Origin of the sequence: Beduinella massiliensis (assembly GCF_900199405.1) — a bacterium.
GTDB classification, from domain to species: Bacteria; Bacillota; Clostridia; order Christensenellales; family Aristaeellaceae; genus Beduinella; species Beduinella massiliensis.
On sequence record NZ_LT963430.1, the window covers coordinates 2,060,549 to 2,080,903 of the forward strand.

At 57.2% G+C, this 20,355-nt stretch carries 18 protein-coding genes; 12 read left to right on the forward strand and 6 right to left on the reverse strand.

The window, feature by feature from the left end; all coding sequences use genetic code 11:
* Window positions 1-255 precede the first annotated feature (255 nt).
* From C1725_RS10120 to C1725_RS10175, 12 genes are all read left to right on the forward strand, one after another.
* Window positions 256-840 carry a hypothetical protein gene (locus C1725_RS10120; protein ID WP_102411490.1) on the forward strand — a complete coding sequence of 195 codons (585 nt, stop codon included), beginning with the start codon at window positions 256-258 and terminating at the stop codon, window positions 838-840.
* A 103-nt stretch (window positions 841-943) separates the two neighbouring features.
* Window positions 944-2,842 (forward strand): 1-deoxy-D-xylulose-5-phosphate synthase, encoded by a 1,899-nt coding sequence (dxs, locus tag C1725_RS10125; RefSeq protein ID WP_102411491.1) that lies wholly within the window; start codon window positions 944-946, stop codon window positions 2,840-2,842.
* Between the two features lie 18 nt (window positions 2,843-2,860).
* The gene (locus tag C1725_RS10130; protein ID WP_102411492.1) at window positions 2,861-3,667 is read left to right on the forward strand and encodes a TlyA family rRNA (cytidine-2'-O)-methyltransferase; all 807 of its coding nucleotides are present in this window, start codon (window positions 2,861-2,863) and stop codon (window positions 3,665-3,667) included.
* A 64-nt stretch (window positions 3,668-3,731) separates the two neighbouring features.
* On the forward strand, window positions 3,732-4,592 hold the full coding sequence (locus tag C1725_RS10135) for an NAD(+)/NADH kinase (RefSeq protein WP_102411493.1): 861 nt from the start codon (window positions 3,732-3,734) through the stop codon (window positions 4,590-4,592).
* A gap of 22 nt (window positions 4,593-4,614) precedes the next feature.
* The gene (locus C1725_RS10140) at window positions 4,615-5,064 is read left to right on the forward strand and encodes an arginine repressor (RefSeq protein WP_102411494.1); all 450 of its coding nucleotides are present in this window, start codon (window positions 4,615-4,617) and stop codon (window positions 5,062-5,064) included.
* A gap of 23 nt (window positions 5,065-5,087) precedes the next feature.
* Entirely contained in the window at window positions 5,088-6,824 is a 1,737-nt protein-coding gene (gene recN, locus C1725_RS10145) for a DNA repair protein RecN (RefSeq protein WP_102411495.1), read from the forward strand.
* 191 nt (window positions 6,825-7,015) lie between these two features.
* Entirely contained in the window at window positions 7,016-8,341 is a 1,326-nt protein-coding gene (rsxC, locus tag C1725_RS10150; RefSeq protein ID WP_102411496.1) for an electron transport complex subunit RsxC, read from the forward strand.
* A 20-nt stretch (window positions 8,342-8,361) separates the two neighbouring features.
* Complete coding sequence (locus C1725_RS10155; protein ID WP_102411497.1) at window positions 8,362-9,345, forward strand: RnfABCDGE type electron transport complex subunit D; 984 nt, start codon at window positions 8,362-8,364, stop codon at window positions 9,343-9,345.
* Window positions 9,338-12,115 carry an FMN-binding protein gene (locus C1725_RS10160; RefSeq protein ID WP_102411498.1) on the forward strand — a complete coding sequence of 926 codons (2,778 nt, stop codon included), beginning with the start codon at window positions 9,338-9,340 and terminating at the stop codon, window positions 12,113-12,115. Before C1725_RS10155 ends, C1725_RS10160 begins: the two co-directional genes overlap by 8 nt.
* The gene (rsxE, locus tag C1725_RS10165) at window positions 12,112-12,717 is read left to right on the forward strand and encodes an electron transport complex subunit RsxE (protein WP_102411499.1); all 606 of its coding nucleotides are present in this window, start codon (window positions 12,112-12,114) and stop codon (window positions 12,715-12,717) included. The genes C1725_RS10160 and rsxE overlap by 4 nt, the downstream gene beginning before the upstream one ends.
* A gap of 15 nt (window positions 12,718-12,732) precedes the next feature.
* Entirely contained in the window at window positions 12,733-13,308 is a 576-nt protein-coding gene (gene rsxA, locus C1725_RS10170) for an electron transport complex subunit RsxA (protein ID WP_102411500.1), read from the forward strand.
* Window positions 13,309-13,323: 15 nt separating this feature from the next.
* Window positions 13,324-14,370 (forward strand): RnfABCDGE type electron transport complex subunit B, encoded by a 1,047-nt coding sequence (locus tag C1725_RS10175; protein WP_102411501.1) that lies wholly within the window; start codon window positions 13,324-13,326, stop codon window positions 14,368-14,370.
* A 184-nt stretch (window positions 14,371-14,554) separates the two neighbouring features.
* Here the strand turns inward: C1725_RS10175 and C1725_RS10180 are convergent, their stop codons facing one another.
* The 6 genes from C1725_RS10180 to C1725_RS10205 form a co-directional block, all read right to left on the reverse strand.
* Complete coding sequence (locus tag C1725_RS10180) at window positions 14,555-15,871, reverse strand: transposase (RefSeq protein WP_102411502.1); 1,317 nt, start codon at window positions 15,869-15,871, stop codon at window positions 14,555-14,557.
* Window positions 15,872-15,978: 107 nt separating this feature from the next.
* The gene (locus C1725_RS10185) at window positions 15,979-16,824 is read right to left on the reverse strand and encodes an IS3 family transposase (RefSeq protein ID WP_102410756.1); all 846 of its coding nucleotides are present in this window, start codon (window positions 16,822-16,824) and stop codon (window positions 15,979-15,981) included.
* A 2-nt stretch (window positions 16,825-16,826) separates the two neighbouring features.
* Window positions 16,827-17,129 carry a hypothetical protein gene (locus tag C1725_RS10190; protein WP_102410455.1) on the reverse strand — a complete coding sequence of 101 codons (303 nt, stop codon included), beginning with the start codon at window positions 17,127-17,129 and terminating at the stop codon, window positions 16,827-16,829.
* A gap of 182 nt (window positions 17,130-17,311) precedes the next feature.
* On the reverse strand, window positions 17,312-17,779 hold the full coding sequence (locus tag C1725_RS10195; protein WP_102411503.1) for a GNAT family N-acetyltransferase: 468 nt from the start codon (window positions 17,777-17,779) through the stop codon (window positions 17,312-17,314).
* A gap of 10 nt (window positions 17,780-17,789) precedes the next feature.
* The gene (locus C1725_RS10200; protein ID WP_146009222.1) at window positions 17,790-19,028 is read right to left on the reverse strand and encodes an MFS transporter; all 1,239 of its coding nucleotides are present in this window, start codon (window positions 19,026-19,028) and stop codon (window positions 17,790-17,792) included.
* Window positions 19,029-19,114: 86 nt separating this feature from the next.
* Window positions 19,115-20,353: a helix-turn-helix domain-containing protein gene (locus tag C1725_RS10205; protein ID WP_102411505.1), complete on the reverse strand. Its 1,239-nt coding sequence runs from the start codon at window positions 20,351-20,353 to the stop codon at window positions 19,115-19,117.
* Between the last annotated feature and the right edge of the window lie 2 nt (window positions 20,354-20,355).

The following is a 20,355-nucleotide window of genomic DNA, read 5'->3' on the forward strand; positions in this document are numbered from 1 at the left end:
CTAGGCTGTCGTTTTTTCGGATATGACAGGGATTACAGTGTGGTCTCAGTGGCAATCCGGTCGCAAACGCGGAGACGCTTTGCAGTCGGCTTTCAAGGGAAACCGCTCATCCGGTGACGGGGAGTAGCCGGCGGGGAAATCCTACCGGACCTAAAGCCGCAAGGTTTATCTGTCATATTACCACCATTCTTTTATGAGCTCACGCCTGTGAGCTTTTTTTATCGCAGAAAATGACTGTGGAGTTGAATTTGCAGCGTGGGTAAAGACGCAAAACAAAAGGAAGCTCGCTCAAAGGAGCAGGAGGCGGCCGCAAAGCAGCGACGCTGGGCGCTGTTCATCACCGGCATCTCCTTCGTGTTGTCCTTTTCCATTACCTTCGTATCCGAGGTCTTCATGCGCTCGATGGGCCTGGGGGTCGCGCTTATCGCGCTTTTTGTGCTGATTGGATTGGGCATTGCGGCGGACATCGTAGGTACGGCCATCACAGCGGCGGAGGAGAAGCCCTTCGTGGCAATGGCGGCCAAGCGCATCGCAGGGGCGAAGCAGTCCATCTGGCTGATTCGCCGGGCAGACAGAATTTCCAACATATTGAACGACGTGGTGGGCGATATCACGTCGATCGTCAGCGGCGCGGCCGGTTCCGCGATCGTCTATTACCTCATGGAGTTCGGCATCAGCAATACGCTGGGCACCATGCTCATGAGTGCGACGACCGCAGCCCTCATCATTGGCGGCAAGGCGCTGGGCAAGCACTTTGCGCTCAGTCGAAGTCACGACGTAATCGCATTTGTCGGTCGGACGATCGCGGCTTTCTCCTTTAGGAGGCGGGGCAAGGGCTGAGCAGCCCTCCGTAAAACATGCGTTTGTGTGCGAATGTACAGGGGCAGGCAGAGTGCCTGCCCGCATTCCTGCCGGGGAACGCACAGAGGAAAAGAGTGAAAAGATGGATATATTGCCGAATATACAGAGCCCGGAGGATCTGAAGTCGCTTTCATTGCCCGAACTGGAGCAGCTTGCCGGCGAAATTCGCCAGGAAATCATCGACACCGTTGCGGAAAACGGCGGGCACCTCGCTTCAAACCTCGGCATTGTGGACCTGACGGTCGCCCTTCATCGGGTCTTTGACAGCCCCAGGGACAAGCTGATCTTCGACGTAGGGCATCAAACCTACGCGCACAAGCTGCTCACCGGAAGGCAGTCGGACTTTCATACCCTGCGCACCTACGGCGGCATGAGTGGCTTTCCGCGAAGGAGTGAGAGCGAGCACGACGTATTCGATACCGGCCATTCCGCCACGGCGATTTCCGCGGCGCTGGGGCTTGCGCGCGCGCGGGATATTCGAGGCGAGGACTACCACGTCGTCGCCGTCGTCGGGGATGGAGCGCTTACGGGTGGAATGTGCTACGAGGCGATGAACGACGCCGGAAACTTCAACGAGGAGATGGGACGATCCACGCGCCTGATCGTCGTCTTAAACGACAACGAGATGTCTATCTCTCGCAACGTCGGCGCGATGGCGAATCACCTGACCAAGCTGCGCGCCAGCGCGAGTTGGCGGGGCACGAAGCTGGCGGTCAAGAAGGGCATCACGCGCATTCCGTTGGTCGGACCACGGGCGGCCAAGCGGCTCGAAAAGATGAAGAACGCGCTCAAGCACTTCTGGGTTCACGGCGAGTTTTTTGAGTCGCTGGGGTTCCGGTATCTGGGCCCCATCGACGGGCACGACATCGCGATGATGGAGCATGTGCTCGCGGAAGCTAAGCAGGTGACGGATACGCCGCTGCTGATTCACGTCATCACCTGCAAGGGACGCGGGTATGAGCGAGCGGAGCGCCGGCCCGAAAAGTACCACGGCATCGCCCCCTTCTTTCTGGAAGACGGCGCGCAGAAGAGCACCCCTATTATTCCGGCGACGGCAAACGTCGTGGGGGATACGCTGTGCGCGATGGCGGATTCGGACGATCAGGTGGTTGCAATTACCGCTGCAATGGCTTCGGGAACAGGGCTCATCCCTTTTGAACGCAAATACAAGGAGCGTTTTTTCGACGTCGGTATCGCGGAAGAGCACGCCGTCACGATGGCGGCGGGCCTCGCGCGGGGGGGCATGAAGCCTTATTTTGCCGTGTATTCGACCTTTTTGCAGCGTGCTTACGATCAGATTTTTCACGATATCTGCCTGCAAGACCTGCCTGTACGGCTGCTCGTGGATCATGCAGGTCTCGTCGGTTCAGACGGCAAGACGCATCATGGGGTATTCGATCTGTCGATGCTCAGCGCCATGCCGGGCCTGTCGATTTGGGAGGCGAGCGACAACGCGGAGCTTTCCCAGATGCTCTTTGAGAGCCTGAAGTGCGAGGGACCGCTCGCCATCCGCTATATCAAGGATGGCATCGATCTGGAGGAGCGCTGCCCGGGGCGTGTGTTTGAGCCGGGAAAGTGGCAATGGCTGCAAGACGGAGAGGACGGCGTGCTGATCGCACACGGGCGTATGGTGCAGCACGCGCTCAAGGCGGCGCAATGCTTGCGTGTGGATGGAAAGGCGTTTGCAGTCGTCAACGCCTCCACGCTTAAGCCGCTCGACGTTTTCAGCGTAGAACGAGCGCTTAGCGGCGGACGTCCGGTCTTCACGGTGGAGGAAAACATTTCTTCCGGGAGTCTGGGGCAGGCGCTCAGCCTCCTGTGTGTGGAAAAGGGCCTCGGAAAGCTCGCGGGCTGTTTTTCGATCGGAGATCGCTTTGTGACGCACGGCTCCATGCGCGAGTTGCTCACTGAGTGCGGACTCATGCCGGAGCAGATCGCGTCGCACGTACAGAACATGATTTCGCAGCCTCATAACATATAGAAGCTAAAGGAATTTAAGATGGAAAAGAAGCGTTTAGACGCCTACATGGTGGAATGCGGGCTCGCACCGAGCCGCGAGAAGGCCCAGGCGATCATCATGTCGGGCATCGTATATCTCGGCGGTCAAAAGGCGGAGAAGCCCTCCGCACCGGTCGCACCGGGCGTTCAGGTAGAGGTGCGCGGCGCGGCGCACGATTTCGTCAGCCGTGGCGCGCTCAAGCTGGATAAGGCGCTGCGCGTGTTCGATGTAAGCGCGCAGGGTGCGGTGGCGATGGATCTGGGCGCCTCGACGGGCGGTTTTACCGACGTGCTGTTGCGCAGCGGTGCAGCGCATGTCTTCGCGATCGACGTGGGATATGGCCAGCTCGACTGGAAGCTGCGCAATGATCCGCGCGTCACCGTCATGGAGCGCACGAACGCGCGATATCTGAAGCCGGAGGATCTTCCGCTCCACCCGACGCTTTCGGTGATGGACGTCTCCTTTATTTCGATCACCAAGATTCTGCCCGCTGCTGCGGGCATCATGGGCGAGACAGGTGAATTTGTCTCGCTGATCAAGCCGCAGTTTGAGGCCGGACGCGACCGTGTGGGGAAAAAGGGCGTCGTCCGGGATGCGCAGGTGCACCGCGACGTTATCGCAGAGATCGTGTCCTTTGTCGATTCCATGGGCTGGCGGGTACAGGAGCTCTCGTTTTCGCCGATCACCGGTCCAGAGGGCAACATAGAGTTTCTGGTGCATATCGTCCCGGGTTCACGGTGTGCATGCAGCATAGGGGAGACGGCCATCGCCCAAGTCGTCGAAGAGGCACATTTTTCCCTTAAATGAATGCCTTGCATGAATATTCATTTGATGGTATACTGTCACAGGATGACGGGAGGAGGAAAGCGGCATGGAGGTACGTTCCCTGGGGCTGACCTCGAACCCGAAAAAGCAGGAGGGCCCCGCGCTTGCGCAGGCCTGCATAAGCGTGTGCGGCGATCTAGGGCTGCGCGTCGTGGTGGATCGCTCGCTTAGCGAGCATTTGTCCATTCAAACGGGCTATGAGGTTTCCGACCGCCCTGCCGATGGGGTGGATGCGCTGGTGGTGTTAGGCGGGGACGGCACCATTTTGCGCGCCGTGCCCGAAGCGTCGGCTACAGGCATTCCCATACTGGGCGTCAACCTTGGTCGCATCGGTTTTTTGGCAGAAGTGGAACCGGAAAATCTACGCGACGCGCTGATGCGGCTGCGCGCAGGAGAATACCGGGTTGAGCGCCGGATGATGTTAGAAGTGATCATCGAAGGACACGAAAACATCTGCGCGCTCAACGAGGTCGTGCTCTCGCGCGGCACCTGTGCACGCATGGTGGGCTTTGACGCGTATGTAGGAGATACGCTGGTGGATCATTACATCGCGGACGGGCTCGTGGTGTCTGCGCCGACGGGCTCGACAGCCTACTCCTTGTCGGCGGGGGGCCCGATCGTAAGCCCGGACGTTCCCTGCTTCATACTGTCTCCCATCTGTCCGCACTCACTGCAATCGCGCCCCATCGTGCTCTCAGATCACGAGGTCGTGACGCTGGGCATTAACGCGGAGGAGCCGCGCGAGGGGATGGCTGTTTGCGTCGACGGACAGCGGACGTATGCTGTGCATAACCACGAACACATACGGGTTCGCCGCGCTGCAGCGGACGCCTGTTTTATCCGTTTTCAGGAAGAACGGAATTTTTTCACCCTACTGCGCTCTAAGCTGTCGCAGTGGAGTCTATGAGGAACAAAAGGAGAGCGATGGCATGAAGTCGACCCGGCACACCGCGATTGCGGAGATCATTGAATCGCGCAACATCGAGACGCAGGAAGAGCTCGCGGAGGCGCTGCGGGAGCGGGGAATATTGGTCACGCAGGCCACGGTATCGCGCGACATCAAGGAGCTGCACCTTATCAAGGTGCTTTCCGAGACAGGCGGTTACAAGTACGCGACGCTCGACAAGGCGGAAAAGGGGATGAATGAACGCTTCATCCGCATGTTTGGCGAATCGGTTCTCAGCGTGGTTTGCGCGAACAATCTCGTCGTCATCAAGACGCTTACGGGCAGCGCGCACGTGGCGGCCGAGGCGGTTGACAGCCTGAAGTGGCCTGAAATTTTGGGCTCCATCGCGGGAGATAATACGATTCTGGTGATCTGCCGTACGAACGAGGAGGCGCCCCAAATCGTGGAACGCTTCCGCAGCATGATGAAGTAAGGCCGTGAAAAGGAGCAGAAGCGATGCTGTTGCAGCTTTCCATTCACCACCTGGCGCTCATCGACGACATCACGATCGAGTTCGCGCCGGGCTTTAACGTGCTAACGGGTGAGACGGGCGCGGGTAAGTCCATCGTAGTGGACGCGGTAAACCTCGTGCTCGGCGAACGCGCGGAACGCGACCTCATCCAAAACGGCGAGCAGAAGGCGCGGGTTGAGGCGCTTTTTGACGTATCGGCCAACACAGCGCTTCTGCGACTGCTTGTGGATTTGCAGATGGAAGCGGAGGACGGGCTGCTTGCCATTTCGCGGGAGCTAACCAGCGGGGGACGTAATATCTGCCGCGTGATGGGCAGCGTCGTTCCGCTTTCGACGCTCAAGCAGATTTCCGCGCTGCTGCTCGACATTCACGGCCAACATGAACACCAGTCGTTGCTGGATGAAAAGCGCCATCTGTCCTTTCTAGATGCTTTCGGCGGAAAGCATCTACAGGAAAAACGAGCTCAGGTTGCGGCGCTTTACGGAGAATGGAGAAAGACCCGCACAGAGCTTGAACACCTGCTGAGCGACGCGGCGGAACGAGAACGGCGAACGGACATGCTGCGCTATCAGGTAAACGAGATCGACACGGCAAAGCTGCGTCTGGGGGAGGAAGAGGAGCTCGAGCGCCAGCGCGTCTTCTACCGCAACGCGGAAAAGATTACAAAGAGCGTTGAAAATGCTTATGAAGCGCTGTACGCCGGTTCTGACGAGCAGACGAGCGCACTCGACGCCTGCCGCGGAGGAATCGACGAGCTGAGCGCTATTGCACATCTGGATGAACGCTACGAAAAAATCTACGCACGGCTCGACGAGCTCTATTACCAGTTAGAAGACGCGGTCGGGGAGGTACGCGCATTACACGGTGAACTGGATTACGACGCTCAGGACGCCGAACAGGTAGAGGAGCGTCTGGATTTGATCGGAAAACTCCGGCGAAAGTATGGAAGGAGCGTTGCGGACGTGTTGCTGTTCCGTGAGAAGGCCGCAAAGGACCTTGACCGCCTGGAACATGCGGACGACTTATCCGGTCAACTGAAAAAGACGCTCGTAAAGCAGGAAGAAATCCTTTCAAAAGCCTCGGCGGAGCTTTCGCGGCTGCGAAGAGAAATTGCAGTCGGTTTTGAAAAAAAGGTCGAAAAAGAGCTGCACGATCTGGGCATGCAGCACGCGCAGTTTCAGGTGTCATTTTCGGACCAAAACAAAACCGACAGTCGGTTTACACCAAACGGTATCGACGAGGTGGAATTCACCATGACCGCTAATTTGGGGCAGCCGCTCAGACCGCTTGCCCGCGTCGCATCGGGCGGCGAACTGTCGCGCATCATGCTGGCGGTAAAGAACCTGGAAGCGGAGCAATCCGGCGTCCCCAGCATGGTCTTTGATGAAATCGACACCGGCATTAGCGGCCGAATGGCACAGGTGGTAGCCGAAAAAATGGCGCAGATCGCGGAGGGGCATCAGGTAATCTGCGTGACACACCTGCCTCAAATTGCAGCTATGGCGGACGCGCAATATATAGTAGAAAAGGGCGTCGAGCAGGGGAAGACCCGTACGAGCGTTTTACGCCTTGACGACCGGGGAAGAAGCGAGGAATTGGCGCGCATGGTGGGCGGCGCCGAGGCGACGAGCGAAAGCAGTCTGCGCCACGCAAGAACGCTGCTCGCCGAGGCTGCGCAGCGAAAAGGAAATTTGCGGGAATTATCTCGAAAAAGTGAATAAGTTCGTTAACAAATTGACATTTTTGCATAAAGCGACGCGAAAAACGCCGCTTTTTCCGTCTTAAAAAAGAGAAACTGAATTATTACGAAAAATGTCATACAAATGAACGGGTTTTCGTGCTATAATGATCGATGGATAATTTGAGCCCCAATATACAATAACCCTGTTGGGCTGAAGGGAGGAACTTGTCTGTGGCAAATACACGGACATTTAAGGGTGGCGTACATCCGCATGAGACGGGGAACGGGAAGCAATCCACCAATGCGCAGCCGGTGATCGACGCGAAGGTGCCTTCTCTCGTGACGATCCCGCTATCCCAGCACATTGGCGCGCCCTGCAAATGCGTCGTGACGCCCGGCCAGGAAGTGGCTATGGGACAGGTCATCGGCGAAGCGGGCGGTTTCGTTTCCGCGCCGGTGCATGCCTCGGTCTCCGGTAAGGTGAAGGCCATTTCCAGCTGTGTGCTCTCCAGCGGCAAAAGTGTGCCTGCGGTCGTCATCGAAAATGACTTTCAGGATCGCTGGGATGAAAGCGTCAAGCCTCGCAACAACGTTGGTTCTTTGAGCGCGAAGGAACTGATCGACATCGTCCGGGACCGCGGCATCGTGGGCCTTGGCGGCGCGACGTTCCCGACAGCTGTTAAGCTAGCGCCTCCGCCTGAAAAGCAGGTGGATACACTGATCCTCAACGGCGCGGAATGCGAACCCTACCTCACGAGCGACCATCGCCTGATGCTGGAGCACGCCTCCGATGTGATCGACGGCATGCTGCTTGAGGCGAAGATGCTCGGCGCGACCCAGTTGATGGTCGGCATCGAGGACAACAAGCCCGACGCCGTTTCCGCGATGGAGCAGGCGGCGCAGGGAAAGAACGTACAGGTTGTCGCTCTGCCTACGAAGTACCCGCAGGGCGGTGAAAAACAGCTGATCTTCGCGCTTACAGGACGGCGCGTGCCCAACGGCGGTCTGCCCGCCGACGTTAAGACGGTCGTGAGCAATGTCTCCACCGCTTACGCCGTGTCGAAGGCCGTTCGCGAGAACAAGCCGCTGATCGACCGCGTGGTGACGGTGGCAGGCCGCGTAAAGGAGCCCCGCAATCTGCGCGTGCGTATCGGTACACCGCTTTACGCGCTTGTAGACGCGTGCGGCGGCTTTGCAGACGGCGTGCGCAAGGTCGTTCTGGGCGGTCCGATGATGGGTATCGCGCTTTCGACCCTCGACATCCCTGTAACCAAGGGAACCAGCGGTCTGCTTGCTTTCGGCGACGAGGGTGTGCATGCGCAGGAATCTTCCTGTATCCGCTGCGGGCGCTGTGTGGAGGCCTGTCCGATGCGCCTGGTGCCGACCCGGATCGACGCGTTCGCGCGCCGTTCCCTCTGGGAGGACTGCGAAAAGATTGGCGCGATGAACTGCATGGAGTGCGGCGCCTGCACCTTCGTATGTCCCGCCAAGCGCGAGCTGACGCAGAGCTGCCGCATGGCCAAGCTGGGCATCCGCGCCAGCGTGAAGAAGTCTTGATCGTTCGGAGGAATGCTGATATGCAGAAAAAATACACCGTATCATCTTCTCCGCATCTGCGGGATAACGTATCCACGCGGCGCGTGATGCAGGACGTGTGCATCGCGCTGATCCCGGCCGGACTGGCCGGCGTGTGGTTCTTCGGTCTGCGCGCCGCGATATTGATCGCCGTTTCGGTGGTCTCGGCCGTATTTTCCGAGTGGTTCTACTGCAAGCATGCGAAGCGCGGCAACCCGATCGGCGATTTCAGCGCGGTGGTAACCGGACTGCTGGTCGCTTATAATCTGCCTGCGTCGGCTCCGTGGTGGCTGGCGGCGATTGGCTCGGCCATCGCGATCATTCTGGTGAAGCAGTTCTTCGGAGGCATCGGGCAGAACTTCATGAACCCGGCGCTCGCCGCGCGCGCGATTTTGCTCGCTTCCTGGGCGACGCTGATGACTGCATGGGTTGCGCCGCAGGGCGGCAACTGGATGGCCGGCATGGGCGGCGCGGTCGACGCGGTTTCCAGCGCGACGCCGCTGCAGGCTCAGGCGGGCACCTATTCCTTATTTGATCTCTTTATCGGCAACTGCCCCGGCACGCTGGGCGAGACCAGCAAGCTCGCGCTGCTCATCGGCGCGGCTTACCTGTTCGCCCGCCGCGTGATCAACTGGCGCATCCCGGTTACCTTTATCGGCACCGCGCTGATCCTCTTCTGGATTCAGACGGGAACCCTGTACAGCGCGGACGCGGGCACCGCTTCCGCTCTCTATCAGGTGATGAGCGGCGGCTTGATGCTGGGCGCGCTGTTCATGGCGACGGATTATTCCTCCTCGCCGGTAACTCCTTGGGGTCAGATCATCTTCGGCGTCGGCTGCGGCGTGATGCTTTTTGTCATCCGCGCGTTCAACAGCTCCATGCCGGAGGGCTGCTCCTACGCGATTCTGTTCATGAACGTCGTCGCGCCGCTGATCGAGCGCGTGACGTCGCCGAAATCCTTCGGGGAGGTGAAGAGCCATGCGTGACGTGTTGAAGCTGGGCCTCAGGCTCTTCGTCTTTACGTTGGTGGCTGCGCTCGCGCTGGCGGGTACGAACGCCATCACCTCCGGCCCGATCGCGCAGCAGGAACTGGCCGCGAGCCAGGGCGCGCAGCGCGCGGTGCTGCCGGAAGCGGAGATTTTCGAGGAGCAGGAGATTCAGGCTGCTCCTGAATACGACCAAATCACCGCGCTGTATGCCGGCAAGGCCGGCGATACGACCGTCGGCTACGTGATGACGGCGGCTCCGCAGGGCTACGGTGGACCGGTGCCGATCACGCTGGGCATCGGCGCAGACGGTTCCATCCACGGCATCTCCGTCGGCGATCTGCAAGAGACCGCTGGTCTAGGCATGAAGGTGGGCGAGGAACCCTTTAAGAGCCAGTTCCCGGGTCTGGCCGCCGATCCGGAAGAGATCGACACCAAGGTGCAGGCCATCTCGGGCGCGTCGGTTACCTCCAAGCCGTTTATTGCGGCGGTGCGCCAGATGGTGGCGTATTCCAAGGATGTACTCGGCGTGGAGCCGAATGCGGCCGTGCCCGCGCTGGAAGGCGAGGACCTTGACCGCAAGGGCTATGTGGAAGCCGCCGAGGCGTTTGGTGCGCTGGATGTGATGAGCCTTATCGGCGATTACGGCACGATCAAGTCCGTCTATGAGGGCACGGTGGGCGACGACGCAGTCGGCTACGTGTTCGATCTTTCCTCCAAGGGCTTTGCGGATCAGATTGGCCTGCGCATGGGCATCACGTCGGAAGGTGTAATCTCTAAAGTCGTCATGACCGAAAACAACGAGACCGAGGGCTACGGCTCCAGGACGACCGACCCGGATTTCTGTGCGCAGTTCGACGGCAAGGCTGCGACGGCAGAAGGCTACCTGGACGGTGTCGAGGCGCTTTCCGGTGCGACGGTTTCGTCCAAGGCGGTCTTCAAGGCCGTTGGCCAGGCGGTTGACTTCTATAACAGCTATCTGATTCCTCAGGAAGAGCCGGAAGGTACCGGCGACGTATACGAAGTAAACGGCTTTGGGCCGATGAAGGTTGCGGTTTCGGTCGAGGACGGCAAGATCACCTCGTTTGAGGTGGTGGAGCACAACGAGACGCCGGGCTTCGGCGCGGACGTGATCGAAAAGGGCTTCGAGAGCCTGATCGGACAGGACATCGCGACGGCGAGCTTCGACGCGGTATCCGGCGCGACGATGACCTCAAATGCCATCAATGACGCGCTCAAGCAGGCTGCTGAGAAGAACGGCGGCGCAGCAGGAACGGGCGACGTATACGAGGTAAGTGGCTTTGGGCCGATGAAGGTCGCGGTTGCGGTCGAGGACGGCAAGATCACCTCGTTTGAGGTGGTGGAGCACAATGAGACACCGGGTTTCGGCGCGGACGTGATCGAGAAGGGCTTTGAGAGCCTGATCGGACAGGACATCGCGACGGCGAGCTTCGACGCGGTATCCGGCGCGACGATGACCTCAAATGCCATCAACGACGCGCTCAAGCAGGCTGCCGAGAAGAACGGCGCTGCAGCTCCGGCCACCGCGCCGGAAGCTGCCGCTGCGGACGAGCCCGCCTCTGTTGGCGACGTGTACGAAGTAGTGGGCTTTCAGCCGATGAAGGTCGCGGTTTCGGTCGAGGACGGCAAGATCACCTCGTTTGAGGTGGTGGAGCACAACGAGACGCCGGGCTTTGGCGCAGACGTGATCGAGAAGGGCTTTGAGAGCCTGATCGGGCAGGACATCGCGACGGCGAGCTTCGACGCGGTATCCGGCGCGACGATGACCTCAAATGCCATCAACGACGCGCTCAAGCAAGCCGCCGAGAAGAACGGCGCTGCAGCCCCGGCCTCCGCGCCGGAAGCTGCCGCTGCGGACGAGCCCGCCGTTGTTGGCGACGTGTACGAAGTAGCGGGCTTTCAGCCGATGAAGGTTGCGGTTTTGGTCGAGGACGGCAAGATCACCTCGTTTGAGGTGGTGGAGCACAACGAGACGCCGGGCTTCGGCGCAGACGTGATCGAGAAGGGCTTTGAGAGCCTGATCGGACAGGACATCGCGACGGCAAGCTTCGACGCGGTATCCGGCGCGACGATGACCTCAAATGCCATCAACGACGCGCTCAAGCAGGCTGCCGAGAAGAACGGCGCTACAGCCCCGGCCTCCGCGCCGGAAGCTGCCGCTGCGGACGAGCCCGCCGTTGTTGGCGACGTGTACGAAGTAAACGGCTTTCAGCCGATGAAGGTCGCGGTTTCGGTCGAGGACGGCAAGATCACTTCGTTTGAGGTGGTGGAGCACAACGAGACGCCGGGCTTCGGCGCGGACGTGATCGAGAAGGGCTTCGAGAGCCTGATCGGACAGGACATCGCGACGGCGAGCTTCGACGCGGTATCCGGCGCGACGATGACCTCGAATGCCATCAACGACGCGCTCAAGCAGGCTGCTGAGAAGAACGGCGCTGCAGCCCCGGCCTCCGCGCCGGGAGCTTCCGCTGCGGATGAGCCCGCGACTGTTGGCAACGTGTACGAAGTAAACGGCTTTCAGCCGATGAAGGTCGCGGTTTCGGTCGAAGACGGCAAGATTACCTCGTTTGAGGTGGTGGAGCACAACGAGACGCCGGGTTTCGGCGCGGACGTGATCGAGAAGGGCTTTGAGGGCCTAATTGGTCAGGAAATTGGGACCGCCTCTTTCGATGCGGTGTCGGGCGCGACGATGACCTCGAACGCCATCAACGACGCGCTGAAGCTGGCGGCTGAGGAGGTGCAGGAATGAAGAACCTACGTAAAATCTTCATGAACGGCATTTTGGATGAAAACCCGACGTTCCGCCTGGTGCTGGGCATGTGCCCGACGCTGGCGATTACGACGGCCGCGTCCAACGGCATCGGTATGGGCTTGGCGGTTACGTTCGTCTTGGTCTTCTCCAATCTGGTCATTTCGCTGCTCAGAAACGCGATTCCGGAAAAAATCCGCATTCCTGCGTTCGTCGTCATCATTGCGACGTTCGTTACCATCGTGCAGCTGGTCGTAAAGGCGTTCCTGCCGGCGCTGGATAAGTCGCTGGGCATGTTCATCCCGCTGATCGTCGTCAACTGCATCATCTTCGCCCGTGCGGAAGCGTTCGCCTTTAAGAACCCGCCGGTCGCCTCCATGGCGGACGGTCTGGGCATGGGGCTGGGCTTTACTCTGGCGATCACCCTTCTTTCCTCCATTCGCGAGCTGCTCGGCAACGGCACGATCTTCGGTGTTTCCGTGCTTGGGGCGAGCTTTCAGCCGATGGCGATCATGACGGCTCCTCCGGGAGGATTCATCGCGCTGGGCATTCTGCTGGCGATCGTCAACGCGTTCACCAACCGCAAAAAGAAGACTGCGTAAGGAGGAGGGGAAAACATGGGCAATATCTTAACGATCTTGATCGGAGGTATTCTGGTCAACAACTTCGTCATGTCCCGCTTCCTGGGCATTTGCCCGTTCCTGGGCGTCTCCAAGAAAATTGAGACGGCTTTCGGCATGGGCATGGCGGTTACGTTCGTCATGGCGCTGGCCTCTTTGGTGACGTATCTTGTGCAGTACTACCTGCTGGTTCCTTTCCAGCTCGAATACCTGCAGACCATCGCGTTCATCCTCGTCATCGCCGTGTTGGTGCAGATCGTGGAAATGGCGCTCAAGAAGATCAGCCCCAGCCTGTATCAGGCCCTGGGCGTCTATCTGCCGCTGATCACCACCAACTGCGCCGTCATGGGCGTCGCCCTATTGAACATGACCGAAGGCTACAACCTGATCGAGTCCGTCGTCAACGGTGTTGCGGGCGCGCTCGGCTTCACGCTGGCCATCGTGCTGTTCGCGGGCATCCGCGAGCGTCTGGCAGTCAGCGACATGCCTAAGTGGATGGATGGTTTCCCGGGCGCGCTGATCACCGCCGGCCTGATGGCGGTATCGTTCCTGGGCTTTACCGGCCTGATTTAAGGAGGGTGCGACATCATGGATTTGACTTCGATTTTGATTGCCGCGCTGGTTCTCGGCGGATTGGGCCTGATCTTCGGCGCTCTGCTCGCCGTGACCGGCAAGGTGTTCGCGGTGCCCTCCAACCCCAAGGCGGATGCGCTGCGCGAATGCCTGCCGGGCGCGAATTGCGGTGCATGCGGTTTTCCCGGCTGTGACGGTTACGCCGCCGCGGTTGCCGATGGCAAGGCCGAGGTGGGCAAGTGCCCCGTCGGCGGCGCGTCGGTAGCTGAAAAGATGGGGGAGATCATGGGCGTGTCCGTCGATGCGGGCGCGCGTAGGGTAGCTTCTTTGAACTGCCAGGGCAGCGTAGGCCATTGCAAGCCCAAGTATGAGTACAACGGTATCGAGGATTGCCTTGCGGCATCTCTCGTCGCGGACGGCAACAAGTCCTGTCCGTACGCCTGTCTGGGCCTGGGCACGTGCGAACGTGCCTGCCCGTTTGACGCGATTCATGTCGACCCGATCCGTAAGCTTGCAGTCGTGGACGAGGAAAAGTGCCAGGGCTGTGAGAAGTGCGTGGCGGTTTGTCCCAAGCACGTGCTCTCCATGAAGCCCGTGGATCGCAAGGTATCCGTGGTTTGCAGCTCGCACGACAAGGCGAAGGACGTCAAGGAGCGCTGCAAGGTCGGCTGCATTGGCTGCACCAAGTGTGAAAAGGTCTGCAAGTTCGGCGCGATCACGATGGAAAATAACTTGCCTGTGATCGACTACACGAAGTGCGTCGGCTGCATGATGTGCGCGGAAAGCTGCCCGACGGGCGCTCTCTGGGGAGATCTGGAGAACCGCTTCACCGCAGAAATCGACCCGGATGCTTGCGTCGGCTGTACGCTTTGCAAAAAGCAGTGCGAGTTTGACGCGATTCTGGGCGAGCTCAAGCAAAAGCACAAGGTGTTGGATGCGTGCACAGGCTGCGGCAAGTGCGCAGTCAAGTGCCCGAAGAAGGCCATCTCGATGCGTGAGCGCCATACGCCGCGCGATGCGATGGCGACAGCCACCAAACTGGCGCCTAAGAAGGCCGAATAAGCTTGGCGGGTATGAAAAGGCGGTGTTGCAGATTAAAAAAATCTGCGGCACCGCCATTGTTGTACTCTTTTATGGTCACAACGCAGCCAATTTCAGCAAATAATCGAACAGCAAATAGACGTCCAACACAATCGTATTTTTAGGGCGTCTGTTTTTTATGAACAAAAACAGTTTTTCTGGGAAATCAGAATTTCAGCAGCGCTTTGGGACGCAGAAGATGCGTTTTCTGCCTTTGGGCGTTGCATTTGGAAATGTGCTTACGGATGTTCTGTGAGAGGGCAAGAAGGCATAGCTCCGTCATCACCTTGATATGACCACCGGTCAAAAAGCGCTTGAAATTGCGGTTATGCTTGAGTTGACCAAAGCTGCCTTCTGCCTGAATGGAGCGGTTCACCCGAAGCAGTTTTCCTTCCTCTGATGTGATTCGTTCCAGTGAAGCTTTGCGCAGATGTTCCATTTCCCAGCAGACAACCAGTTCCTTTTGCTTTTCGGGATCCTTGGCTTTACAGCATGCCGCACGATGTGGACACGCACAGCAATCCTCACAGCGGTAATGCGCCAATTCTTTCAGGGAACCGTCTTTTTCCTTTTCGGTTGTTGTCGAAATCCGCACCAGCATCCTTCCGGCTTTGCACAGGAAATAGTCCCCCGGTTCGTAATATGCCATGTTCTCTCTGCGTCCGATCTGCGCCTTGAACTTTTTCTCTTTTATGGCTTCGTAGTTATTGGGCTTGATGTATGCCAGCTGCTTGTTCCCTGCCAGATGCCGGTAGTTGAGCAAGCTTTCATAACCCGAATCCAAACAGACTCTTTTGTAGATAGCCTTCTGCCATTCTTCCATGGTTTTCAACAGGATGGAAAGCGTTGAATAATCCGTTCTAGCCGAAAAAACTCCGATTCCTGTGATGTATTCGCTATTGACTGCAAACTGCACGTTGTATCCCGGCTTCAACTGCCCGTTGCGCATATGATCTTCCTTCATGTGCATGAACGTTGCATCCGGATCTGTTTTTGAAAAGCTGTTTCGCCCGTCTCCCAAGGTCTTGAGCTTTTCTTCATAATCCATCCAACGCCGAACAAGCTCTTGAACCTCGTCCCGTAAACGTACAATCGTGGGTTTATGATGTCCGCGGCCTTTCTTCACCTCGATATTCGCTTGGGCAATCTCCCGATTCAATTCATCCAAATATGCCTGTGCCTTTTTCATCGTCGTGTATCCATGTTCTTCCGTTCGGTATTTTTTCAGCTTCTCTTTGGTTTTCTTCAGTTCCCGTTCTACTCTTTTTCGCCACACGAACGTATATCGATTCGCTTTGCTCTCGATCTTTGTCCCGTCTATGAACACTACTTCGTGATTCGTTTCGCCCTTTCGTTCCAGCAGATTGACATACTGCTCAAACAGATGCTGAATCGCTTTTCCTGTCTTTTTCCCGCTTCGGAATCTGGCGATGGTCGTGTGATCCGGCGGCTTATGTCCGTCCAGGATCAGCAAAAACTGCACGTGATTGCGGCACAGCTGCTCTATCCTTCTTGTCCTATACTCGTCCAGTGGACTGTATCCGGTTGAACGGACAGGAAAATAAAAGGATATTGTAGAATTACGCAACCTTACGCGGCGTTGCTCCTGATTTCATAGGGAGTAAGGCCGTATTTCAGGTTAATGCGTTCGAAGTTGTAGAAGTGGACATATTGTGCAACCAACTCCTCTACCTCTGCGCGAGTAGAATAATGGGCACGATAAAGGCATTCCGATTTAAGCGTTCCGAAGAAATTCTCCATAGCAGCATTGTCGTATGGACAACCGGGACTGGACATAGAGGGTTGAAAGTGATATTCTTTGCTTAGGTCGAAGTATGCTTCGGAGGTGTATTGAGACCCTTGGTCACTGTGGAGCGCGAGTCCATCAGTGACCTTCTCTGTTATCATAGCGTCTCGGATCGTCTGAGTAACCAGCGATGCGGCCATGTCGCCACCAATGCGATAGGCCAACACCATTCGACCACAAAGGTCAATCACCGCACACATATACAGCATTCCCTGTGGTGTGGGGATATAGGTGATATCTGTTGACCAGAAACGATTGGGCCGTTGCTGTTCAAAGGCACGCTGCAATAGGTTTGGGTATTTGTACACGTTTTGCTGATGTTGAGTATATCTTCTTTGCCGCCGAATCTGTGCAAGCAGATTGGTCTTGCGCATGACGCGCAGAAGTGCTTTAAGATTTACATTTTTTCTTTTCTTCCGCTGGATCCAGAGACGAACACGGCGGATGCCGTAGGTCTGGTTGCACTGCTGTTGACATTCCACAATCAGATCGACCAACCACTGATCTTTCGGCGTCTTTTCTTGCTTTTTACGCCAAGCATAATACCCACTTCGGGAAACTTCAAATACTTCACACATTGTGACGATAGGATAAATGTTGCGAAAACGTTCTATAACTCGATATTTCAATTTCACCTTCTTCCAACTTCTAACAGAAAATTTCGCAGCAGTTCCACCTGCATACGCAGTTTTACCAATTCATTATTCTGCTGGATTTCCTCGTTCTCCGGCATTTTACGCGGACGGCCTTTAGGGCGAGGTACATCGCCCTTTGCGATTAATCGTTCTCTACGGTTTTCTCGATTGACTAGTTGCTCAACCTGTTTCTTCGTTAGCCCAAGGCTGGCTCCGATTTCACGATTCGTTTCGCCCGTGATTTTCCGCTCGCGTATTGTTTCAATAAGGCCTTGTACCTTCGTGTATTTTTGCCTCATACAATAAACCTCCTGTCGTAGTTTGCTTCTTACATTCTACAACAGGAGGTCTCTTATTTCATTGTCCGTTTATCGGGATACAGTCCATTTTTTCATTTTCTTGTTACGGTCTTTTTGTGCAACGGCCCCTTTGTCTATGTTCGCTTTACAGAGAGGATGGGCTTTGCGTCAATCCCTCTGATTCATACGTCGAGGTATTGAACCATGAGCAGGCAAGGGGACTGCTCGCCCCAAAGCGCAGAGAGGCATTCCAGCGGCTGAAATCCCATGGCGGCGTAGAAACACCGGGTGTGCCGATAGTGGGGATCGGGATGGGAGCCGTCCAGCGTCTTGACCTGCAGGTAAGAAAATCCCTGCGATCTGCACCATTGCTTGCAGGCCGCCATGAGCAGCCGTCCGCCGCCACAACGGTGATGAGCCGGGTCGATGCCCATGGCGTAGATTTCGGCAGCGGCAGGGCTGGTGCGCTTGATGGACAGGAATCCGATGGGCGTGTTTGCTTCCATCAGGGCGATAAACGGCATGTACGCGCTTTCGCGAATGTATTCAGCCGTAGATTCTGAGATGCCGAACCACTCAGGCAGGAGAGAAAGGATGTGTGCTGCGATTTCGCGTTTTATGTCTGCATCCTGTATCCACTTGATTTCCATATGTTTCTCCTCAGATCGGCCGGTTGTAAATCGGTTCGACGTCCGCACGGTTTCTGACGATAAGCGCTTGAATCATGAGGAACGAAAAGCCCGCAAACACCAACGAGACATAGCGATAGGGAAGCACCTCTCCGAGCGCGCCTGCGCAAAGCTGGGCGAGCATCATCGCTCCGCTGATGAGCACGCTGAAAAGTGCGTTGACGCGGGCTCGCATATCGGGCGGCAGATAATTTTGCACGGCAGCGGTTCGCAGCGTCGCCGTGTTGACGCCCATAAAACCGCACAGGAAGCGGGCGGCAAGCATCAGCGGATACCATAGGAACAGGAGCGCGCCATCACATATTTCGTAGAAGCGGTACACCCAAACCGTCAGGGTATAGCGGCGTTCCTGCGGAATTTTAAAGACGTAATGCACGAGGCCGCCCAGCATGCGACCCACGGTTTCAGCCGATATGAGCAGGGCGTACATCGCGGTCGTGAGGGTGGTGCTGCTTTGAAAATGGGCCATAGCCATGAGATTGACGTTTTGACTGCACGCATTCGTGGTGGTCATGTACAGATAAATGCTGCGGATGCCTCGATCCTTACGCACATATCGAATGCCGCCGCTGATCTCGCGGCCGTAGGCGCAAAGCCGCTCCTTCCAGGGCGTGGATTCTCGCCGTTTTACCGCAAAATCTATGCGGATGCGGCTTTCAAATATCGCGGCAATCAGCAGCAGCACCCCCTCGGTCAGGACGATGGGAATGATGCCGTATGCGCCGTACAGAACGGAGGCTGCGGGGGTGACGACGGCCGTTACGGTCGGGTAAATCATGGAAGAAACCGCGTAGCCCTTTTGCGCAAACCCCTTGGGAATCAGATCGGGATAAAGCGCGTCGTAGGCCAGGTTGTACGTCGAACCGATACATCCGGTGACGAGGCTGAACGTGAGGTAAGCGGCGTAGGAAAAAGGGTGGCGGATCAGATAAAAGCCAAAGAGAAGGTAGAGCACGCCGCTGAGCGTATCCATGCGCACGATCAGACGCCTTCTGTCGCAATGATCCACGTACGGCGCGATCAGAATGGGGAGGACCGTTCCGGGAAAGAGCGAGGCCGCCGCAAAAATCCCTGAAAGCCATGTAGACGCAGTCTGATCGAATACGATAAGGCTGAGCGCCAACCCCATAGCGGTTCCCCCGATGGCGCTGATGACCGTTCCAAGCGTGATGGTGGTAAAGTTGCGCGTCCAAAGCGTAGAAGTTTTCAAAAAGACACCGCCTTTCTTTTTTATTGTACAACCAATTTAAACGAAAAGAAAGGCGGTTGTTTTGGGAAAACGGACATGAAAACAGCCTATTCATCTATGCTAATAGGCGAATTGAAAGAAAATTCGGATATCTCACGTGACACGGTCAACGCGTCCTTATACCGGCGCTGGTGTACATAGGCTTCGATTAAAAAAGAACCGTGGAACTGCTTGAAGCCAAAGTGCAGCGCTTCCTCGGATTCGTCGTATATCCCACGCAGTAGCGCGGTGTATTCGGGGTTGGAGAGATAATCGGTCGTCAGGCGCATCTTTGCCACGCACAGGATGCGTCGGTAAATGTCGGGCGTCTCAGGGGTGCACAGGGCCTCCGCCTTGGAAAGATATTGACATGCCTCCTCTACATTGCCTAGCTGAGTATGGACGATGGCGAGCTTATGATAGGTGAGCAGCGCGGAGGCGTCTTTCTCGAAGGGGTATTCAAGGGAGGCGTTGAGCGCTGTCAGCGCCTCGTCGTACCGGTTCAGCTCCAAACAGGTAGCCCCGATGTTGTACAATACCTGTCCGGCGAAGTCAGGCGCAAGGCTTTGCGATAGCGCAAGCGCCCGGCGAAAATAGCGCATCATGAACGGATAATGGTGCTGGTTGGCATAGCTCATCCCGAGAAGAGCGCTTGCGTAAAGCATGATATAGCCGTTGCCTTCTTCTGAGGCAAGCTGGTAGGCCTGCTCCGCTTCCTGCGCGGCCTGCACATACCGGCCGCGCAGGAAGTCAAAGTCCGCGCGGTGATATTGGACACAGGAGCAGGGGCGCAGACGCTGCGCGCCAAGAAAGGCATTTTCCCGCGCTTCGTCGTCGCCCCGAAGCAGCGCCCGCCCAAAGTGGTAGAGGAAGAGCTGGTCGTCGTTCAGGTAGGAGAGAAACGGGTTTAATGCTTCGATTTCAGCCTCCATAGCCATCTGATCGTCTGCATAAGCGGCGCGGTAGAGATGAAACAGGCGCAGCGGAAGATCCAGTGCAGACTCGGCAAGCGCTGGCTGATGTTCGTCCAGCCAAGCGCCGTCCTCCTCCTTTAAAACGTAGAGAAAAAAACGCTCAAAAAACGTGCGCAGCTCGGATTTTGCGCGCTTAAAGAGGATGGGATCCTCCATATATCGGATGCCGAGCGCACGAAAAAGCTGTTCGATAATCTCCGCGCCCGGCGTGACGAGCCCCTGCTCGATCTTGCTGAGATAGGAAACCGCGCAAATCCCCCGGCAAAGGCCTTCCTGGGAAAGATTCTGCCGCAGCCGCTCGCGCCGGATGAGAAACCCTGTGTAGTTTTTCATTT